Origin of the sequence: Sphaerospermopsis sp. LEGE 00249 (assembly GCF_014299995.1) — a bacterium.
In the GTDB taxonomy this organism is placed as follows: Bacteria; Cyanobacteriota; Cyanobacteriia; order Cyanobacteriales; family Nostocaceae; genus Sphaerospermopsis; species Sphaerospermopsis kisseleviana.
Window position 1 is genome coordinate 76,307 of the sequence record NZ_JACJUZ010000009.1, and the last position, 18,704, is coordinate 95,010.

Genomic DNA, 18,704 nt, shown 5'->3' on the forward strand with positions numbered 1-18,704 from the left:
CATGCTTTTACATTACAAAACAATATTGATAAACTTATTTGGTTTAAATTCATGATTCAGGTGTCTTTATTACCTGTCTGAGTTGGTTGATAGAAACTTTAGTATCCTGTAAACTTTTATTACATTCTTGAATATTTTTAATGATTATCTCTAAAGCTTGTTCATTTATATTTGTTTGCTTGTTGATACCCTGAAGGATATTATTATTTACTTTTTGATATTCTGAAGTTAATTGAGTGTTGTTATTTTCTAATAGGTTGATCAAATCTACTTTAATAGTCTCCATCTTCATGCTAAATTGATTAGTAGATCCTTCAAGATTGTTGATTAAAGTCTGAAATTGCTGTTGATTATGATCAAGGTTTTGGGAAAGATGAGAAATAAAGCGATCGCCTAAATTATCAAATGCTAAATTCATCTGTTCTGTATTGTATTTGACAGACTCTAATAATTGATTCAGAGCAATTTGTTCTTGAGATAAGTTAGAAATAAAGCGATCGCCTAAATTATCAAATGCTAAATTCATCTGTTCTGTATTGTATTTGAGAGACTCTAATAATTGATTCAGGGCGATTTGTTCTTGAGACAAGTTAGAAATAAAGCGATCGCCTAAATTATCAAATGCTAAATTCATCTGTTCTGTATTGTATTTGAGAGACTCTAATAATTGATTCAGGGCGATTTGTTCTTGAGACAAGTTAGAAATAAAGCGATCGCCTAAATTATCAAATGCTAAATTCATCTGTTCTGTATTGTATTTGAGAGACTCTAATAATTGATTCAGGGCGATTTGTTCTTGAGACAAGTTAGAAATAAAGCGATCGCCTAAATTATCAAATGCTAAATTCATCTGTTCTGTATTGTATTTGAGAGACTCTAATAATTGATTCAGGGCGATTTGTTCTTGAGACAAGTTAGAAATAAAGCGATCGCCTAAATTATCAAATGCTAAATTCATCTGTTCTGTATTGTATTTGAGAGACTCTAATAATTGATTCAGGGCGATTTGTTCTTGAGACAAGTTAGAAATAAAGCGATCGCCTAAATTATCAAATGCTAAATTCATTTGTTCCGTATTATGTTTAACAAGTTCTGCATTATATTTCACAAATTCCAATAATTGATTTAGTGAAACATCTACATGACTTAAACTATCAGCTTTATCACTAACTTTTATTTCTACTTGCTCAAGTTTAGTCATAGCTTCAGATAAACTATTAGCACCTTGTTGGAGTTGAGGAATAATTTCACTTAACTGAACTTGATTATTTTGATGTAACCCTAATAATTGAACAGAAGTTTGATTAACAACTTTAATATCCTCCCCTAAATTGATTAAATTATTACTTAAACTCTCCATTTGTGCCAACAAATTTATAATCAAATCAGTTGTTTCAGCCAAACTTGCAGCAGATTCAGAAAATTTTTGTTGTGTATTACTTAAATGCTCTGTAGCATTTGATAACTTTAAAGGAAAATCACTTTTATTAAAATTTTCAGCCGCATCTTTAAAAACTTGGGATGTTTGTTGCATTTCCGTCATCGAATCTTGCAAATTATTTATTGAATATTTAAACTCATCCGCAGCACCAGAAATAGTTCCAGCAGCAGCATCAAATTTTTCATAAACTCGTCTAGCTAAATCCATAGTTTGTTTATTTCCATCAGCAATTTGTTGTGCTACCTTACCCATAGATTTTTCTACCGCTTCGCGCACTACTCGACCAAAATTTGTTAAAAATTCATCCTGCTGATCTACCATTCTATTAACTATTCTATCAAGACGAGTATCACCTTGCACTTGTGGAAAATAAATATTATCTAGATAATCTTCCAAAGAACTAAGCAGACGATATTTAGCAAGTCCACTATTAAAAATGAAATTGACTACCGTTAACAAAGCACTAAATAATAATCCCGTTAGACTGGTAGTAAAAGCAATACTCATTCCTTCTAATGGTTTCTTTAATTCAGCAACTAAATTACTGACATCACTAGCATTAGTTTGATTAATTGCTTGACTGAGAGTAGATAAATTAATAGTAATACCTAAAAAAGTACCCAGTAACCCAAATGCTAACAATAAATTGGGTAAGATGCGACATAAATAATCTATTTGTTCACAGGTGAAACCCTTGATTTTTTCTTGACTATAAACTTGATCAATTAATGCTGTTGTATTTACCTGTTCTAATTGTTGAGATGCTTGTTTAAATCTCTCCTCTAATGTTTCAATAATTTTTAACCGTTTCCCAGGTGCTTGTTTTTTAATCAATCTTTGAATTTTATTACTCAAATCCATTAAATATTTGTAAAGAGATATCCTAAGAAAAATAGTTACCAGAGATGGAAGAATCACAAGAACAACAGTGATAAAAATTAAATAAGGTGGTAGGGGTGGAATCATAAAAAATACCTTTGGTAGTGCGGAAAGATGGTTAAAAGTGGGTAGATGTGAACTACCCATAACAATATATTTTAGGTTAGATATTTGTCAAGAATTTTTTGCATTTGTATCTCATAATATTCTTGAGGAATCAAGTTATTATCAAATAACTCTTTTAAACGCGCTAATTCTGAGCGTAATTTATCTTGATTTTGAGTATCAGAATTATCCAGAGGAGAACTAGCTACTATTTCCCCAACAAGAGCTTTTTGATTTTCGATTTTATCTCTAGGTGGAAGTGAATTTTGATTTCTATTTTTAAACATTGCTTCCATCTTCTTCCAAAAACGATTTATTACCCCCTCTTTAATTGTAGGTTGCATATTATCTGGTGAAACATAGACTTTTTGGATATAGGGAAAATTAGGACTATCTTCCGGTATTTTTTTCAGTTTATCTGGAAATTGCCTGAGTTTAGGTAGATATTCATTATCCCATAATGTGGGATCATTTTGCATATCAGAAATTACATCATCTAATATCTTTTGTAAAGTATTGGCCATATTGCGGTTATTAGCTAAATCTTCTAAAGCTTGCATCCAATTTGCACTCACCGCAGCAGTGTAATAACTATCTCGGAAAGAGTCATAATGTTGAAATTCTACCTCCTGATTTTCCTGATTTTCGTTTAACAATTCCAAAGCTAAACAGGGATAAAAAATATCCTCCAGTTGTTCAATTATTCTTGCATCAGGGGGAATGATATCAGAAAAAGAAGTGCGAGCATCATTGTGTAAAAAAGATGTACCAGAATTTTGTTCTCTGATATATGGGTTTCGCATTCTTTCTAGACTACTAATTAATCTCAATGGAAAACCTGCATACTCATTGACAATTAAAATTTCATCATCTGCTTGTATTGCTTTTAAAACACTTGAGGAAATTCCTAAATCTTGTGTTAGCAGTTTTTTAAATTCTGTCACATCTGATTCGTCTGTATCTTTATATCCTATTAATTTACTACTTTTAGCAGGATCATCTCGAAAATAAGGATCATTCAAATTTAACCGCAGTAAAGGTTGAGCTTCCTGCATAATTTGTGTTAACCGAGTAGCACCTGCGGAGGAAGAATATTTTTTCATGAAGCGTTTAATCACAGAATTAACAATATTGCTACCACGAAAAGCAAATATTTTCACAACTTTGGGATCAATTTCCTGTTTTATTTGAGAGTATGTAACTCTTTCTCGATTGAGTAAAAATGCCAAGGATGGATCTTTACCAGTTGCTTCGGTAATCGCTGAACTTGCTAATACTAATTGAGAACGCAGATCATTTTCCGGTAACATTGTTTGATAGCAAAGTTCTATATCTTCACTATCAAAAATAGCCTCCCCACTCATTTCATCAAAATTCAATTGTTTTAATTCTCGTTCCTCTTTTTCATAAGCACTTTGTAAGTCTTCTATCAAACTGCTAAAAGCCGCAACTTGTTTTTCTCTTTCTTGAATGTGCTTTTGTAAATGATTAACTATTTTCAGTGTCTCTTGTAAAACTGTTAAATCAAAATTATGCCTGATCAGTTTACAAACTTCCTGAATAGCTTTTTTAGATTCATCTTGAAATTGGCTATTTTTTAAATTGCCAATCAGCATAAATTTATTTTCCAGTTCTTCAATTATTTGGTCAGTATTATCCCATTTTCTTTCTACATCTTCTATGCGTTTCATTCCTCCACAATCAGTTATGGATTCTTGCAAATCTCGTTGATATTTATGCAGTTCATGTTGCAGTGCTTCTAACCAATTACGGGTATTTCTAATAGAAAATTTAGCTTCTATGGGTGTAAGTAGCTGAATCAAATAATCATCAATATTGGTATTAAGTTCTTTGGCAATTTTAGGGGCAGATTGAATTAATTTTGTTAACCAATAACCACGAATACTTTCCGTTTCTCCTGGTTGTACAGTACGGAATTGTTTAGTAAATTCTGTGGCTAACTGTTGCCTAACATTTGTCCGATCATCTTTATTTTTACATTCAGAGATTAATTTTAATAATTTAGTTTGCCAAGTTTTCAAACTATTACTAAAAGTCTTGCTAGATTCTTCTACAGACTCGGATAATTTATTAATTAATCCATCACGTTTTGCTAGATCACTTTGCCAGTGATTTTGAATCAAAAATTGTTCAAGTAAGTTGACAGGATCAGGACTTTGACCTTTACCATTTAACCAAAATCTAACTAATTCTGAACTGACTTTAGTTAAGGCTATTTGAATGATCGTATCACGGGGAAAATAAATGGCGGAAAGTCCAAATGTTAAGTATCTTTGGCTATTAGGACGGGGGTGTTTATCTGGTTGAATTATGTGTTGTAAAAAATTATCTCGATTTCCTTTAACTACTGAACCAAGTTCACCAGAAAGTTCTAAGGCTATTTTATGGGCAATCACATTACATAGTTTACCTTGGGTGAGTATTTCATATTCTCCACCAGTCTGATTAGATAGCAAATAAGCATAATCAAAAGGTGGACGTTTTTCTTTAATAATGGACAGATTCTCAATATCATAACAAGCTGCAAATTCTGTACCAGGATTACTGTAATGGTTTAATTCTTTTAATGCAGCATAAGTATTAGCATTCATGTTAGGAGTATTACCATACAATTCTGGACTAATTACTAAATAGCCAAAAATGCGAGCGCCTTGATCCCCATAAAGATTTCTTAAACTATAAGCAACATCCAAAAACATTCCGCTTCCCGTACCACCACAAAGAGAACCAACAACAAAAATACTTAATCCCGGTTCTATTTTAAAACCTGATTTTAGTAATAAAGATTCGTGTCCTCTGGTGCGTCTTTCTGCTGTTTCAATTGCTGTTTTCACCTTTTGATAGTTGTGAAAAAATGCTAATCTTCCTACAGGTCTAATACCTTTTGCTCCCTCTTCCACTGCTTTAATATTCCGCAATAACTGAGGAGGGAACCAGATCCCAATATGATCATAAGGTCCGTAACTATTATATTCTGAACGTCGTTCTAGTCCGTCCACAAACATGGTGACATCTTTCGATGACATGGTAGCACTGACTTTTTCAGCTTCTTTAAAACTTAAATCCACACCATGATAGCTACTTCCTGTTCTAATACCTGTAACTTGGGTTGATGCTTTATCTGTGTCAATATGAACAAAACTGACAATTGGTAAATTATTTAAATCTCCATAACGGTCAACAATTAACCGTCTAATTCGCATTAAAACATCTCTACCAGTACCACCCAAACCGATACAAATTGTACGGTTAATTCCTCTATATTGAGTTTCGTTTGTTGTTGCTTGATTCATAGTTTTTACCCTGAATACTATTTTTTGATTTTGATGGTTATTTCGTGTTCGCGCTGGCGTTTATCTGGACAATTTAAGGTAAAGTTAAAATTTGTGATCAGAGTTCTTGATTTTACTTTTTTGTTGTTGAGTTCAATCTTAGAATCTGATGTAGGAACTAGATAAAGTTTTTCTCCTTTACGTTCTAAATAAGCTTGTAATTCTCCACTGGGACAGTCTATAGAATCTACACAGGTAGGATCATATTCACCAATTGCAATTTTTTTATTATTTGGTAATCTACATATTTGTTCTTCATGTTCTCCATTCGATTCAAACTTGACTCGCACATCCCATTTTTTTTGTAATTTGGCAAATTTGAAGGTACTCCAACAGGCAGCAGCCAATATTAATAATAAAATGAAACTGGGTAGCCATAACTGTTTCAGCAAATAAGGATTAACTAAACAAGTTTCTTGACCTCCTGGTGCTGGTGTACAAAATTCTTGAACCGTAGGATTTAGGTCTATTACAGATAGTGTATAATCTTTATTATCTTGATTTTTAATGATAAGCGATCGCTCTTTTAAAGGCAAAGTATTCAACCAATTTTGTCTTTCTTGACTTTCCAGGGATGTAGCAATTCTAAACGGACTATCACGAGGGGTTTCTATCCAAACTTCTGACGTAATTCCTGGCTTTGTAAATAACGGTGCATCAGTAACCCAAACAACCGACTGGGGTTTAATTGGTTGATTTTTCGTCAGCCGATTTTGATTAATCTGTGCTATACCTTGATATACTGTTAACTCTGCCCTTTGAATATCTGTACCATAACGATTTGGATCATAATTTAACGGAATTTTCGCTAAAATTTTATTAATATTTTCTATATTTTTATGATTAAAATATATCGGTGTTCCCAATGGATTTTCTAGAGAAATCACATCATCAGAAACCACATTTTGAGCAAAAGGAACAACATAAACAGAATCTCCCGGTTTGAGACTGTCTTCAACTATTTGACGTAACCGAATACGTCCTTGGTCATTTAAACCCACACTTTCCGTTACATCAATGGCCAACACAACATCACGTTTACCCCCTCCTAAGAGGGACACTAACCGCAAACCATCCTTTTGTGTGCCTGTCAGTGGTTGTCCAGGGGCAATTTTTGTCAAAGTCACAAACCCTATAACTCATTAAATAGTATATGTATAAATTTTATATCACAAATTACACTACAAATAAATAGTAAGTCTAGTTTAAAAGATAAGTCTTATCATAGTATTTTTACTGTTTTTAATATACATACATTTATATACATATAAATCCGCAAATGCAAAAATTTAATATTATATGCACTCTTTCTAGTATTAGGTTTAAATAACAAAAATATAATCAGATATAATCAAATATTAACACCTGTAGCACAAAAATATCATGAATTTTTGCCTATATTAATATTTTTAGTAACTATTTCCACATCGCTAAACCTGCATTTAGATCCCCGACTTCTTTGATAAACTAACATTATTTACCTAAGATTAAACTGAGAAGTCGGGGATCTTTGTTAACATTATTAACAACATTATTCTATCCTCCTAACCATTCTTCCCTAGAAACTCCAGCCTGTCGTAATAACCTGGATAACAAACCTACACTAATATCACCCTCATGAGGGTTAGGAATAATAACAGTTAAATCACCCCGTCGCATTTGTGGATGTTTCCCTCCAGCATAGGGTCCTTCAAAACCTAACTCACGTAGACGCTTTACTAACTCATTCCAAGAAACAGGAGTTAATCTAGGCATTTTATACAGATTGTGTAATTTGATTTAAATTAATATCCTCAATTACAGGAATATCTAACCCCAAACGTAAACGCAAAGCCAACCAATCACTTAACGCCTCTCTTAACTCACGCCGACAACCTTCTAAAGTTTTATAATTTGCCCATACACCCTGTAAACCCGGAATTTCACCCCAATAAGTACCATCATCTTCAATAATTTCATAAACCGCCAATTCTATTGCTTTATCAATATAACTTGCCAGCATTATTTACCATTTCCTTTACTAATTATTTTCGCAATCAACGATATTAAAAACTTAATCGTAAGTGTTAACCATATTTTCGCCACTTGAGAAACAAATCTTACTTATTTTAGCATACCAAGACTATTAACAAAATATCAATTAATAAAAACCTTTCAACCAAAAATTAAAACCCTCTCCTCCTCTCTGCGCCTCTGCGCCTCTGCGTGAAAAAAAACAACCTCATAACTACTTGAAAAAAACCACATAAACAGCTAACCTGCATTAGCATCGAAAACGTAATTTTCAAAACCATGAACACCCACCCCCAAATACCCCCCTATACCTGGAAACGCCCCATCGGTTTAGGATGGGAAAAACCCTACACCGTCCGCTATCCCAGCAACCTCGATGATGGACCATTTCACGGAATGCCATTAGGTGGTTTTGGTGCAGGTTGTATCGGCCGTTCCTCTCGCGGAGATTTCAATTTATGGCACATTGACGGTGGAGAACATACATTTAAAAATGTCCCTGCTTGTCAATTTAGCATCTTTACATCAGACAAAACCTACGCATTATCTACCCAACCCCCAGAAGATAACACATTACAAACTTGGGAATTTTATCCCACATCAACCACAACCCAAACCACAGGAAATTATCATGCACTTTATCCTCGCAGTTGGTTTGTTTATGAAAATGTTTTTCCAGTTCAATTAACCTGTGAACAATTTTCACCTATCTGGGCTAATAATTACCAAGAAACCAGTTATCCTGTAGCGGTTTTCCTATGGACTGCACACAACCCAACTAACCAACCAATTACTGTTAGTATAATGCTAACTTGGGAAAATATGGCAGGTTGGTTTACTAATGTTTTAAAATCTCCTGATGTGAAAATTAGAGATGATGGCAGTCCTGTTTATGAATATCAACCAAAATGGGGAGAAAGTAAAAATAACTATAATTGGTTAGCAGAAGATGATAAGTTTTTAGGTTGTGTTTTAGGTCGAGTTACTAATAATGGAACGCCCCAAGAAGGTGACGGAACTTGGTGTATTGCTACTGCTAAAAATGATCAATTTGAATTATTCTATCATTCCCGTTTTAACACTATAGGAAATGGTGAGGAAATTTGGCAGACTTTTAGTAAAGATGGTTCTTTAGCTAATTATTTGGATGAAACTCCCGCAGATGAAAATACTCGTTTAGGTGCTGCTGTTGCTGTACGTTTCACTTTACAACCAGGGGAAACTTTAGAAGTTCCTTTTGTGTTAAGTTGGGATTTTCCGGTGACAGAATTTGCAGAAGGTGTAAACTATTATCGCAGATATACAGACTTTTTTGGTTGTAGTGGTGATAATGCTTGGCACATTGCTACCCATGCACTGAAAGAATATCATAATTGGCGATCGCAAATTCAAAACTGGCAAAGTCCTATTTTAAACCGAGAAGACTTACCCGACTGGTTGAAAATGGCGTTATTTAACGAACTCTACGACTTAACTAGTGGGGGTACTCTCTGGAGTGCAGCAACGGAAAAAGACCCCATCGGTCAATTTGCAGTGTTAGAATGTTTAGATTACCGCTGGTATGAAAGTTTAGATGTGCGGTTATACGGTTCTTTCGGGTTATTAATGTTATTCCCAGAACTAGAAAAAGCCGTAATACGTGCCTTTGCTAGAGCAATTCCCCAAAGTGATGATAGAACTAGAATTATCGGTTATTATCTCACCATCAACGCTGAAAGTCCCCAAGCTATCCGTAAAGTAGCAGGTGCTACACCTCACGACTTAGGCGCACCTAATGAGTGGGTTTGGGAAAAAACCAATTATACTGCTTATCAAGATTGCAATTTATGGAAAGATTTAGGTTGTGATTTTGTCTTGCAAGTATACCGCGATTTTCTATTTACTGGTGCAAATGATATCGAATTTCTCGCAGAATGTTGGGATGCAATTGTGCAAACTTTGGATTATGTGAAACAATTTGATTTAGATGGAGATGGTATACCAGAAAATTCTGGCGCACCTGATCAAACTTTTGACGATTGGCGGTTAAATGGTGTTAGTGCTTATTGTGGTGGTTTGTGGTTAGCAGCGTTAGAAAGTGCGATCGCTATTTGTGATATTCTCAAAGATCATAAAAACACAACTTCCCAAAAATCAATCTATCAAACTTGGTTAAATCAATCACAACCAATTTATCAAGAAAAACTGTGGAATGGTCAGTTTTACCGTTTAGATAGTGAAAGCGGTTCTAATGTGGTAATGGCTGATCAATTATGTGGGCAATTTTATGCTCGTTTGCTTAGTTTACCAGATATTGTACCCACTGATAACGCCCTTTCTGCTTTGACTAATATATATAATGCTTGTTTCCTCAAGTTCCAAAATGGAAAATTTGGCGCTGCAAACGGTGTCCTTCCCGATGGTTCACCAGAAAACCCCAACGCTACCCATCCCCTAGAAGTTTGGACAGGTATTAATTTTGGTTTAGCTGCATTTTTGTTACAGATGGGGATGAAAAATGAAGGTTTGCGTTTAACTGAAGCGGTGGTTAAACAAGTTTACGAAAACGGGTTACAGTTCCGCACCCCGGAAGCTATCACCGCAGCAGGTACTTTTCGCGCTAGTACGTATTTACGGGCAATGGCTATCTGGGCAGTTTACCTATGCTTTAAATAATGTATAAGAGGGAATAGGTGACAGGTGACAGGTGACAGTAAGAAGATAATAGGAGTTGAGAAAGAAGAAGGAAGAATTTATTTCCCTCCCCATCACCCCACCTCCCCATATCCTTTGGTAACATTTCGCTCAAGCACTTATGCAGAACTTTACGTAAAAATTTTAGATTTTTTTAAGATTTGTCGTAAATAAACATCTTTTATAGTTAAAAAATGTATCAGCAGAAATGTGATTTTATTTTCTGGTTATTTCCGGAATCCTGAGAAAAAAACAGTAATAGTAATAGTTGAAAGTTCTCAACCCCTATACCCATGTTTGAAAATACGCAATGAACACCTGTTTCATCAACAAAGTCTATAGATAACTACTCTTTTTCTCAGAATGCGAACATTTTTGTGCCAAAGGATACATAAATAATTCAAAATTCACTTTGAAGCATCGAGGACAACCCACTTAAAACTTATCTCCAGGAACATTGGAAAAATGAACATTCAATATAAAAACCGTAAAACCTACCTCACCCTGATAGAATTAGCTGGCATTCAGAATATAAAAGTTACTCTCATGTCAGATGCTATGAGGTTATGCGCTTAATTGTGTTGTTGAACCTTGACTGAACACCAGCCAGGTAGTACAAAATTTAGTACAAAACAAAATCTAGGTCAATGTAGGGTCAGCAAAAGCAGCAGCAACGATTTTGATTGTTTCAGGTTTACAACCAACTGCACCGTTACTCATAAAAAAAGAGTTCCAGTGCTAGGGATTTATATTATAGCTCTTTGGTTTCTGATTGGCAAGTAAAAACCAATGTGAATTACTGCCCAAATCTCAAAATTTGTATATCACCAAATTCACCTACTGAATCACATAAGTATCAATTTTTCAGAATCTCTAAAACACAAACTCATCATAATTAACGATTTACATTTACACATAATAAAATTGACATGATAATTTTTCTCCCTAGCAACTGAGTTACTTGACTTCACAAAAACTCAAAATTTTTACTCAGCTAAATTCACAATTCTCTGATGACGCTTAATTTATATTGAGCGGTTTGATTACATGATTAAATGCAGGTTTAATATATTACTTTTTCTCTTAACACACCCGCTTATGGGTGTTTTTTTATGTGTAACTTTGTGTGATAAAGACGATAAATGTAGTATATCATAAAATAGTATCAACAACAACTTAATTTTTAGAAGATCGGACTTATTGATATACAATTATTACTATGTATTTACCAGCCGCCATTAAGAATAAGTGTAACCCTAATGATTCTCCCATCAGACCTAAAAGAAAAACATATAACAATATATAATCACTAAACTTCTAGAGTGAAATTGATGAAAAATCCGGTATTGTTTTTTGACAAAATTCTCTAGAATGCTTAATTTATAAAGGTTTTTAAATTTAGTTAATAGTAAGAATTGGCAGAAAAATCAAGATAATCAACTTTGATACCCTCATAAAATGAGGGGTGTTACCCCCCATTTTTTTGACAAAAATGGGACAAAAGTGAAAGTTGCACATTGCCTAAATGAACATTCTGAGATATTCAGTAAATTTAACTTATAAGACTGCCAAAGTGGCAGATGACATTAAAGAAAAAAAATAGTATAAATACGAATGTAGCTTTTAAGAAGGCAATATGAATGCTCTTCTTAGCTGACTGGAAAATTATGAAACTTTACTGAAAAGACTTAATAATTTTCGGCGGCTAGTTATACAATAATATTCAGGGAACATCTATTGAATTACAGCTTGTGGAATTTTTAGAAGACACAACTGCATCTACTAAACCCGCTGAATTACAGAAAGATGGTAAATTTTTTCCTTTCTTTCAGGAGTCAGCAAAAATCACAGAACACAAGTAACCAATAGCAGTTGCTTTCACCAGCAACCACAGCGACGAGGTTACAAAACTGTACAACAGGGTCAATACAGCAAAGCAGCAAACAGACTTGATTAAAAACAGTCAGGTTTTCAATCACAGGTCAGGTCATGAAACAAATCATCAGGTCAAATGCAGTCGAAACACCAAGCCCACGAGGTAATTTAGGGATACAACGCTCTGATTTACATTTTCGTCAGGCATCCGGGGAAAGTCTCGTACTTTCACCAACGGTAAATTTATCAGTCCTACCCCAAAGTAGTGACGTATTAATTAAAAATAAAAGCAACAAGTCAACATCCTGGGAGAATAAAGCACTTTCAGCCTTTGTTGATGTAGTTTGGGAGAAGAAATTAGATTTTTTACCCAGAGTTGTGATGTGGGAGTGTATAGGCAAGATAGCACAAGTCAATAACATCCCAGGAAAGCAAATCACAACGCAAATCACAACTTTAATAACTAAGACACTGGGGAAGATAAAAGCTAGAGCAGAACAAGCAACCCCAAGCAGCTTAGTTTTGAAAGTTAGTTTATGGAAGTTGCTCCCAAACCTACAGACAACGAACCAGTTAGCAGTAAAAATTGCCAAAACTAAAACTTTGCTTCACAGTATCTGGATGCAGCGAACACAACAGAGCAGTTTTAGGAATAGCTTTTTTGCTTTTAATTACGGGAACTGCTGAGAAGTTGTAAAATTTCTGGATGTGCCTGTGGAAAAGGTGAATCTATATTTTTCAACATTTGCTACTGGTCTATTACCAATATATTCCTGTAATTAATTCAACAACTGTTTCACAAATAGTCATCAACCAAACCAAAATTACTGGGTGAAGGTACGATATCACTTCCTGCGATCAACTGGTAAATGTTGGTGTGGTGAACTGATATTGCAGTTTGTGTATTGCAGTTTGTGTATTGCAGTTGTAAATAGCACTTGACAATAACACTCGAAGAAACTTGACAATTTACCTCATTGAAATAAAACTCAAACGTACTATGAATCAAGACATTTCTGGAAATAGTGGACTCCCTGACAAAAAAATCAATCCTGAACAGTTTGACCAAGTAATAGAAGCAATTCTCGCTGGTAAGTATTCTTGGGCTTGTGTGTTAATGTTGCGGTTTGTTGGTTACAATCCTTTGCATTACATTCCTTACCGTACTTATAACCGACTACTCAAAGAAAACTCTCGCAATAGTCGGTCTAACCCTCAACAGAATGAAAATTTGAAAATTGCTCCATCACCAACAGAGAAAAGGTCAGAGAGTCATGTAGCACCTAGCAGCTTGAGCAAGAAAATTAAAGATTTAGCTTATCTGGAAGTTGCTGGTAAGCAAAAAGTAGAAGTCCGTAATAGCCATAGGGATAAGAAATCGGCATAACCGATAATGATGATAGTTAATAATCTCAGAATCGAAGTTCAAGGAGTCAGGAGTCAGGAGGCAGGAGGCAGGAGGCAGGAGAAAGATAAATATTTCCTGTTTCCCTAGTCACCAGTCACCAGTCATCTATTACCTACCTTTGGGAAATATGGCTAAATCGGTTTCTGGGTCAAAAAAGTGGAGTTTTTCAGAAACTAATGATAACCAAAGTTGCTCACCCAAACTGATAAATCTATCTGGAGGAACTCGTACTTGTAAAGTTTGACCATCTGTATTTGGTGAATCAGGGTCATATATTCTTACAGCAAGAAAACTATCGTTTCCTAAATTCTCTACTAAATCTACTTTAACTGGTAAATTTTTGGTAGCTGGTACACTTAACATGAAGTGTTCTGGACGAATACCTAAAATTAGAGTTTGTCCATCGTATTTTTGTAATGCTTTTCCCCATACATCTGGGAGGGTAAAGCGAAAATTAGTATGGGTAATTAATAAAGGTGCATGAAATTCTACTGGGATAAAATTCATTGGTGGTGAACCAATAAATTCAGCTACAAAGCGGTTAGCAGGATAATTATATAGTTCTAAAGGAGGGGCGACTTGTTGAATTTGTCCCCCATACATGATGGCAATGCGATCGCCCATTGTCATAGCTTCAGTTTGATCATGGGTAACGTAAATTGTCGTTGTCCCCAACTGACGCTGTAATTTAACAATTTGGGTGCGGGTTTCTGCCCGTAATTTAGCATCTAAATTAGATAAGGGTTCATCCATTAAAAATACTTGAGGATTTCGGGCGATCGCTCTCCCTAATGCTACCCTTTGTCTTTGTCCTCCTGATAACTGTTTAGGTAGGCGATTTAATAAATTTTCAATTTGTAATAATTGGGCAACATTCAGCACTTGTTGTTCTATTGTGCGTTCTTTTGGAGAAAGATAACGCAGTCCTTTGGGTAGTTTTTTAGTCACTCCCACAAGTAGATTTTCTCCCCATGTACGAAAATTACGGGTAGAAATTGTTTCACCATTTCCCAAACGACGACGTAACCCAAAAGCAATGTTGTCATAAACACTCATGTGGGGGTAAAGGGCGTAATTTTGGAACACCATTGCAATATCTCGCGCTTTGGGGGGTAAGTCATTAATTAGGCGAAGCCCTGCGGGCGTGCTGGTGCTATCGCCCACCCAAATATTACCCCCAGTCATCACCTCTAACCCTGCTATTAGCCGCAGCAAGGTACTTTTACCACAACCAGAAGGTCCCACCAACACCATAAATTCACCATCAGCAATGGTTAAATTAATGCGTCTGAGGACATTAATACTATCTGCACCCTCTTTTTCTGGTGATGACTGCTGTGTCTTCACACTTTCCCCCTTCCGGGGAGGGAAACTTTTATAAACGTTTTCTAATACAACTTGTGCCACAGGTAATTACTTTAATAGTGATTTATCTGTACAAGCGGGACTTTCCCACCTCTCTAGCAGTATAGTATTCCTTGATGAAACCAGGAGTAAGCTTCTACAACAGGTTCTCTTGTGTTTGTTCCAAAGGGGCAAAATTTTGGACAATACCAGTACAGATTCAACAGCTAAATTTATTTTAAAGTCCCAACATATCACTATATTCAGTCAGCCCCAAGGATTCTATCCAGGTAAATTAGTGTTTTTAGGAGGAATTTTACACTTTACCTCTATTTCCAAATTACTTTCAGCACTACCTTCTGTAATAAAAGGAATGCCAGCTTTACCACCTATTTTCATCCCAAATTTTAAGGTTACTTCCTCAATTTCTGCTGCCCCAAAATCCTTAAAAGCACTGATAGCGTACATCGCATAACCCCGCATCATTTTTTTCGCTTGTTGCAATTTCACCAGTGCGGGATTGTCTCCCATGCCAATTTCACCCGTGTCATAATCATAAACTGGGCTAGGTAGAGAAACTTCTTCTTTACCTTTTGACTGAATATAGATTTCATAAGATTCTCCATTTTCTTCAAACCGGAGAATTTCTAGTTGCGATTCTGACATAGATAATGTTTACTTTTTCTAAAGTTTTAACAGTTTTTTGCTCAATAACCGTTATCCTATTGGTATATATGACATCTTAAATCGAGATACTTGTCAACTGCAACTAGATATTTTTTCTCTATGACTCGATATGCACTTGTAATTGGTATTTCTCAGTATAGTTACTTAAGCCAACTGCCGACACCAACCAATGATGCGGAAACGATTGCCCAAATATTAGAAAAATACGGCAATTTTCAACAAGTGAGACGTTATCCTTATCGTTGTCATATCGAGAACAATAACCATCCTGGAATGGTAAATCAAGCAGTGACGGGAATCTCAGTAATGCAACAATTAAAGGAGTTTTTATCAGAACAAGCAAAAGATAGCGAAGCACTGATTTATTTTACTGGACATGGAATTGAAGTTAAACCTTATTTGGGAAGACCTGAAGGTTTTTTAGCAGCATCAGATTGTCAAGTAGAAAGAGATGGTAGTCGGATTATTGGACAAAAAAATGGTATTCCCTTTAGCAAACTGAATGAAGAAATTTGTAATTGTGATTTAAGTAATTTAGTTGTAATTTTAGATTGTTGTCACAGTGGATATTTGATTAAAAGGGAGTTATTAGAAAGTAGTTTTACCTTTAGTGCTAAACAAGATTATTATCTACTTGCAGGTTGTCGGGAGTTTGAACAAGGAAAAATTATTAAAGGTGAATCTCACAGTGTTTTTACAGGTGCTTTGATTCAAGCACTTTCAGAACAAAATGCTGATTCTAAAAGATGGATTACAGGCGATCGCCTATTTGATGCTATCAGTCGAGAGTTACATGGATCAGTTCAAGAAGCAATTCGTTTTGGTTGGGGAAAGTCAATTCAATTATTAACCTATCCTCCCAAAGAAAATGATGTAGAAAATCTTGAAACTCCTCTAAATCTAGAAAACCCATATTTAGGATTAAAGTCCTTTGAATTAGAGCAAGCAGCACTATTTCACGGCAGAGAAACCGCAGTCAGAGCATTATTAGATCGTCTCAAATCTTCTCGGTTTGTAGCTGTAATTGGTGCTTCTGGATGTGGTAAATCTTCTTTAGTAAAAGCAGGGTTATTACCAGAACTAAGGAATAATTATTTTGCTGGTAGTGGTAACTGGCAAATAGAAATTTTCACACCTGGCTATAATCCTCTTGATAAATTAAATGAAATTTTAGATCATCATCCAGGCAATCAACCTTATATCTTATTTATTGACCAATTTGAAGAAGTTTTTACCCTTACCCAAGATGAAGAAGAAAGAAAAAGGGTTATTAAATTAATTTTTGAAGAAGTAAAAAATCAAGAAAAACAAACTCGTGTAATTATCGCCATTCGGGGAGATTTTCTAGATAAATGCGCTGAATATGCCGATGCAGCAAATTTAATTAATCAAGATCAAGTAACATCTTATCTTGTACAACCTCTCTCTCTAAAGGAATTAGAGAATGCGATTGAAAAACCTGCTCAATTACATGGTGTTAGCTTTGAATCTGGGTTAGTATCGAAAATTATTCATGATGTAGCTCAACAACCAGGTGCATTACCATTAATGCAATATGCTTTAAAGGAATTATGGGATGTTTGTTTAAAAGATGAATCTCACGAACATCCTCAGTTAACTTTTGCAGCTTATCAGAAAATTGGTGAAGTCAAAGGTGCATTAGAAAAAAGAGCAAATCGTTTTTACAATAGTCTAACTTCTGAAGATGATAAAACGTTTATTCGGCGTTTATTTGTGATGGAGTTGGTACATTTAGGAGAAGGTAAAGAAGTTACCAGAAAACGAGCAACTTGGGAAAGATTAAGAGATATAGCTGTTTCTGAATCACAATTGAATAATCTCATTAATCGTTTAGTAGCAGCGCGTTTAATTGTCACCACTGAAAAAACCATAGAAGTTGCACACGAAGCTTTATTTAGCGAATGGTCTTTATTAAAAGATTGGATCGCAGAAAGTCGGGATGATATTCGTTTAACTCAAAGTATAGAAAGTTCTTGTCGAGAATGGCAAGAAATTTACCATAAATCTGATGATGCTTTACTTACAGGTGCGAGATTAGCTGCTATTGAAGAATGGAAAAAGAGAAGTTTACAAAAACTCCCTGCTCAAGAGGAGGAGTATATTAGTAAGAGTATAGAAAAAAGGGATAAAGAGCAAAAGGAAACTATTGCTAGAATTGAACGGGAATTAGAGCAAGAAAGGCAACTTAAAAAATTCGCAGAAATTCAACTTAAGGTAGCACAATATCAAAAAAAACTCACTATAATTACAAGTGGATTATTAATATTTGCTGCATCTTTGGGATTGTTTTCATATAGAATTAATCAACAAAAAGAACAGGAAGTGTTATTTTCTGTTGTAAGTTTACTGAATCAAGCTAAATCAGATAAACATGATCAACTTGGAGCTTTACTCAAAAGTATTACAACATTAGATAAATTAAACAAAATTAGTTTCAAAGATATCGAAAACAACAAAATCAGAGATAACATTAAAACTATAGTATATGGAGTTAAAGAGCGAAATAGATTAGAAGGTCATCAAGGAACTATTTGGGATGTAAAAGTTAGTCAAGATGGACAAACTATAGTTTCTGCTGGTGCAGATAAAACTATAAAAGTATGGAGTATGAAAGGAGAATTATTAGCTACATCTCCTGTTCAATCAGATGAAATATCTAGTATTAACTTTAATCATAATGATGAAAAAACCATTATAGTTTCCACAAGTTACGATGGATATGTCAAGCTATGGGAAATAGACGCAAAAAACAGGAAGATAAATCAAATAAATGAATTTTATAGTAGTTTAACTTAAGAATGAGACAAAAAGAGTATAAGATTGAAGAGAGAAGGTATGGGAGTAGAAATCATGGCTTATAGTTTAGATTTAAGACAAAAAGTAATAGATTATATAGAAAATGGTG

The 18,704-nt window shown here is 34.7% G+C and carries 12 protein-coding genes; 5 read left to right on the forward strand and 7 right to left on the reverse strand.

The window, feature by feature from the left end; translation table 11 throughout:
* Positions 1 to 49 precede the first annotated feature (49 nt).
* The 5 genes from H5968_RS25500 to H5968_RS05365 all read right to left on the reverse strand — a co-directional run bounded on the left by H5968_RS25500 (position 50) and on the right by H5968_RS05365 (position 7,780).
* Positions 50 to 2,302, reverse strand: a complete 2,253-nt coding sequence (locus H5968_RS25500) for a hypothetical protein (protein ID WP_255427053.1) — start codon at positions 2,300 to 2,302, stop codon at positions 50 to 52.
* Positions 2,303 to 2,478: 176 nt separating this feature from the next.
* Entirely contained in the window at positions 2,479 to 5,739 is a 3,261-nt protein-coding gene (locus H5968_RS05350) for a tubulin-like doman-containing protein (RefSeq protein ID WP_187039085.1), read from the reverse strand.
* A 17-nt stretch (positions 5,740 to 5,756) separates the two neighbouring features.
* Entirely contained in the window at positions 5,757 to 6,905 is a 1,149-nt protein-coding gene (locus H5968_RS05355) for a vWA domain-containing protein (protein WP_187039086.1), read from the reverse strand.
* Positions 6,906 to 7,314: 409 nt separating this feature from the next.
* The gene (locus tag H5968_RS05360; protein ID WP_187039087.1) at positions 7,315 to 7,533 is read right to left on the reverse strand and encodes a type II toxin-antitoxin system HicA family toxin; all 219 of its coding nucleotides are present in this window, start codon (positions 7,531 to 7,533) and stop codon (positions 7,315 to 7,317) included.
* Between the two features lies 1 nt (position 7,534).
* On the reverse strand, positions 7,535 to 7,780 hold the full coding sequence (locus tag H5968_RS05365; protein ID WP_187039088.1) for a type II toxin-antitoxin system HicB family antitoxin: 246 nt from the start codon (positions 7,778 to 7,780) through the stop codon (positions 7,535 to 7,537).
* Positions 7,781 to 8,070: 290 nt separating this feature from the next.
* Here H5968_RS05365 and H5968_RS05370 point away from each other — a divergent pair, with 290 nt between their 5' ends.
* The 3 genes from H5968_RS05370 to H5968_RS05380 all read left to right on the forward strand — a co-directional run bounded on the left by H5968_RS05370 (position 8,071) and on the right by H5968_RS05380 (position 13,726).
* The gene (locus H5968_RS05370; RefSeq protein WP_187039089.1) at positions 8,071 to 10,446 is read left to right on the forward strand and encodes a GH116 family glycosyl hydrolase; all 2,376 of its coding nucleotides are present in this window, start codon (positions 8,071 to 8,073) and stop codon (positions 10,444 to 10,446) included.
* A 2,007-nt stretch (positions 10,447 to 12,453) separates the two neighbouring features.
* Positions 12,454 to 13,026, forward strand: coding sequence for a hypothetical protein (locus H5968_RS05375; RefSeq protein ID WP_187039090.1), 573 nt, complete (start codon positions 12,454 to 12,456; stop codon positions 13,024 to 13,026).
* 313 nt (positions 13,027 to 13,339) lie between these two features.
* Positions 13,340 to 13,726 carry a HetP family heterocyst commitment protein gene (locus tag H5968_RS05380; RefSeq protein WP_187039091.1) on the forward strand — a complete coding sequence of 129 codons (387 nt, stop codon included), beginning with the start codon at positions 13,340 to 13,342 and terminating at the stop codon, positions 13,724 to 13,726.
* Between the two features lie 129 nt (positions 13,727 to 13,855).
* Here H5968_RS05380 and H5968_RS05385 read toward each other — a convergent pair whose 3' ends face one another.
* Together H5968_RS05385 and H5968_RS05390 are read right to left on the reverse strand one after the other, a co-directional pair.
* Positions 13,856 to 15,154, reverse strand: coding sequence for an ABC transporter ATP-binding protein (locus H5968_RS05385; RefSeq protein WP_187039092.1), 1,299 nt, complete (start codon positions 15,152 to 15,154; stop codon positions 13,856 to 13,858).
* A gap of 219 nt (positions 15,155 to 15,373) precedes the next feature.
* Positions 15,374 to 15,757: a CU044_2847 family protein gene (locus H5968_RS05390; RefSeq protein WP_187039093.1), complete on the reverse strand. Its 384-nt coding sequence runs from the start codon at positions 15,755 to 15,757 to the stop codon at positions 15,374 to 15,376.
* A gap of 120 nt (positions 15,758 to 15,877) precedes the next feature.
* Here H5968_RS05390 and H5968_RS05395 point away from each other — a divergent pair, with 120 nt between their 5' ends.
* A complete protein-coding gene (locus H5968_RS05395) occupies positions 15,878 to 18,595 on the forward strand; it encodes a caspase family protein (protein WP_187039094.1) in 2,718 nt (905 codons plus the stop codon).
* Between the two features lie 54 nt (positions 18,596 to 18,649).
* The coding region (locus H5968_RS26050) for an IS630 transposase-related protein (protein WP_370569746.1) at positions 18,650 to 18,704 on the forward strand (55 nt) is incomplete at its 3' end.

Coding starts and splice junctions, on each gene's coding strand:
- H5968_RS25500 (WP_255427053.1), bottom strand. CDS start 2,302: ATGGATTTGAGTAATAAAATTCAAAGATTGATTAAAAAACAAGCACCT.
- H5968_RS05360 (WP_187039087.1), bottom strand. CDS start 7,533: ATGCCTAGATTAACTCCTGTTTCTTGGAATGAGTTAGTAAAGCGTCTA.
- H5968_RS05380 (WP_187039091.1), top strand. CDS start 13,340: ATGAATCAAGACATTTCTGGAAATAGTGGACTCCCTGACAAAAAAATC.
- H5968_RS05350 (WP_187039085.1), bottom strand. CDS start 5,739: ATGAATCAAGCAACAACAAACGAAACTCAATATAGAGGAATTAACCGT.
- H5968_RS05395 (WP_187039094.1), top strand. CDS start 15,878: ATGACTCGATATGCACTTGTAATTGGTATTTCTCAGTATAGTTACTTA.
- H5968_RS05390 (WP_187039093.1), bottom strand. CDS start 15,757: ATGTCAGAATCGCAACTAGAAATTCTCCGGTTTGAAGAAAATGGAGAA.
- H5968_RS05370 (WP_187039089.1), top strand. CDS start 8,071: ATGAACACCCACCCCCAAATACCCCCCTATACCTGGAAACGCCCCATC.
- H5968_RS05375 (WP_187039090.1), top strand. CDS start 12,454: ATGAAACAAATCATCAGGTCAAATGCAGTCGAAACACCAAGCCCACGA.
- H5968_RS05365 (WP_187039088.1), bottom strand. CDS start 7,780: ATGCTGGCAAGTTATATTGATAAAGCAATAGAATTGGCGGTTTATGAA.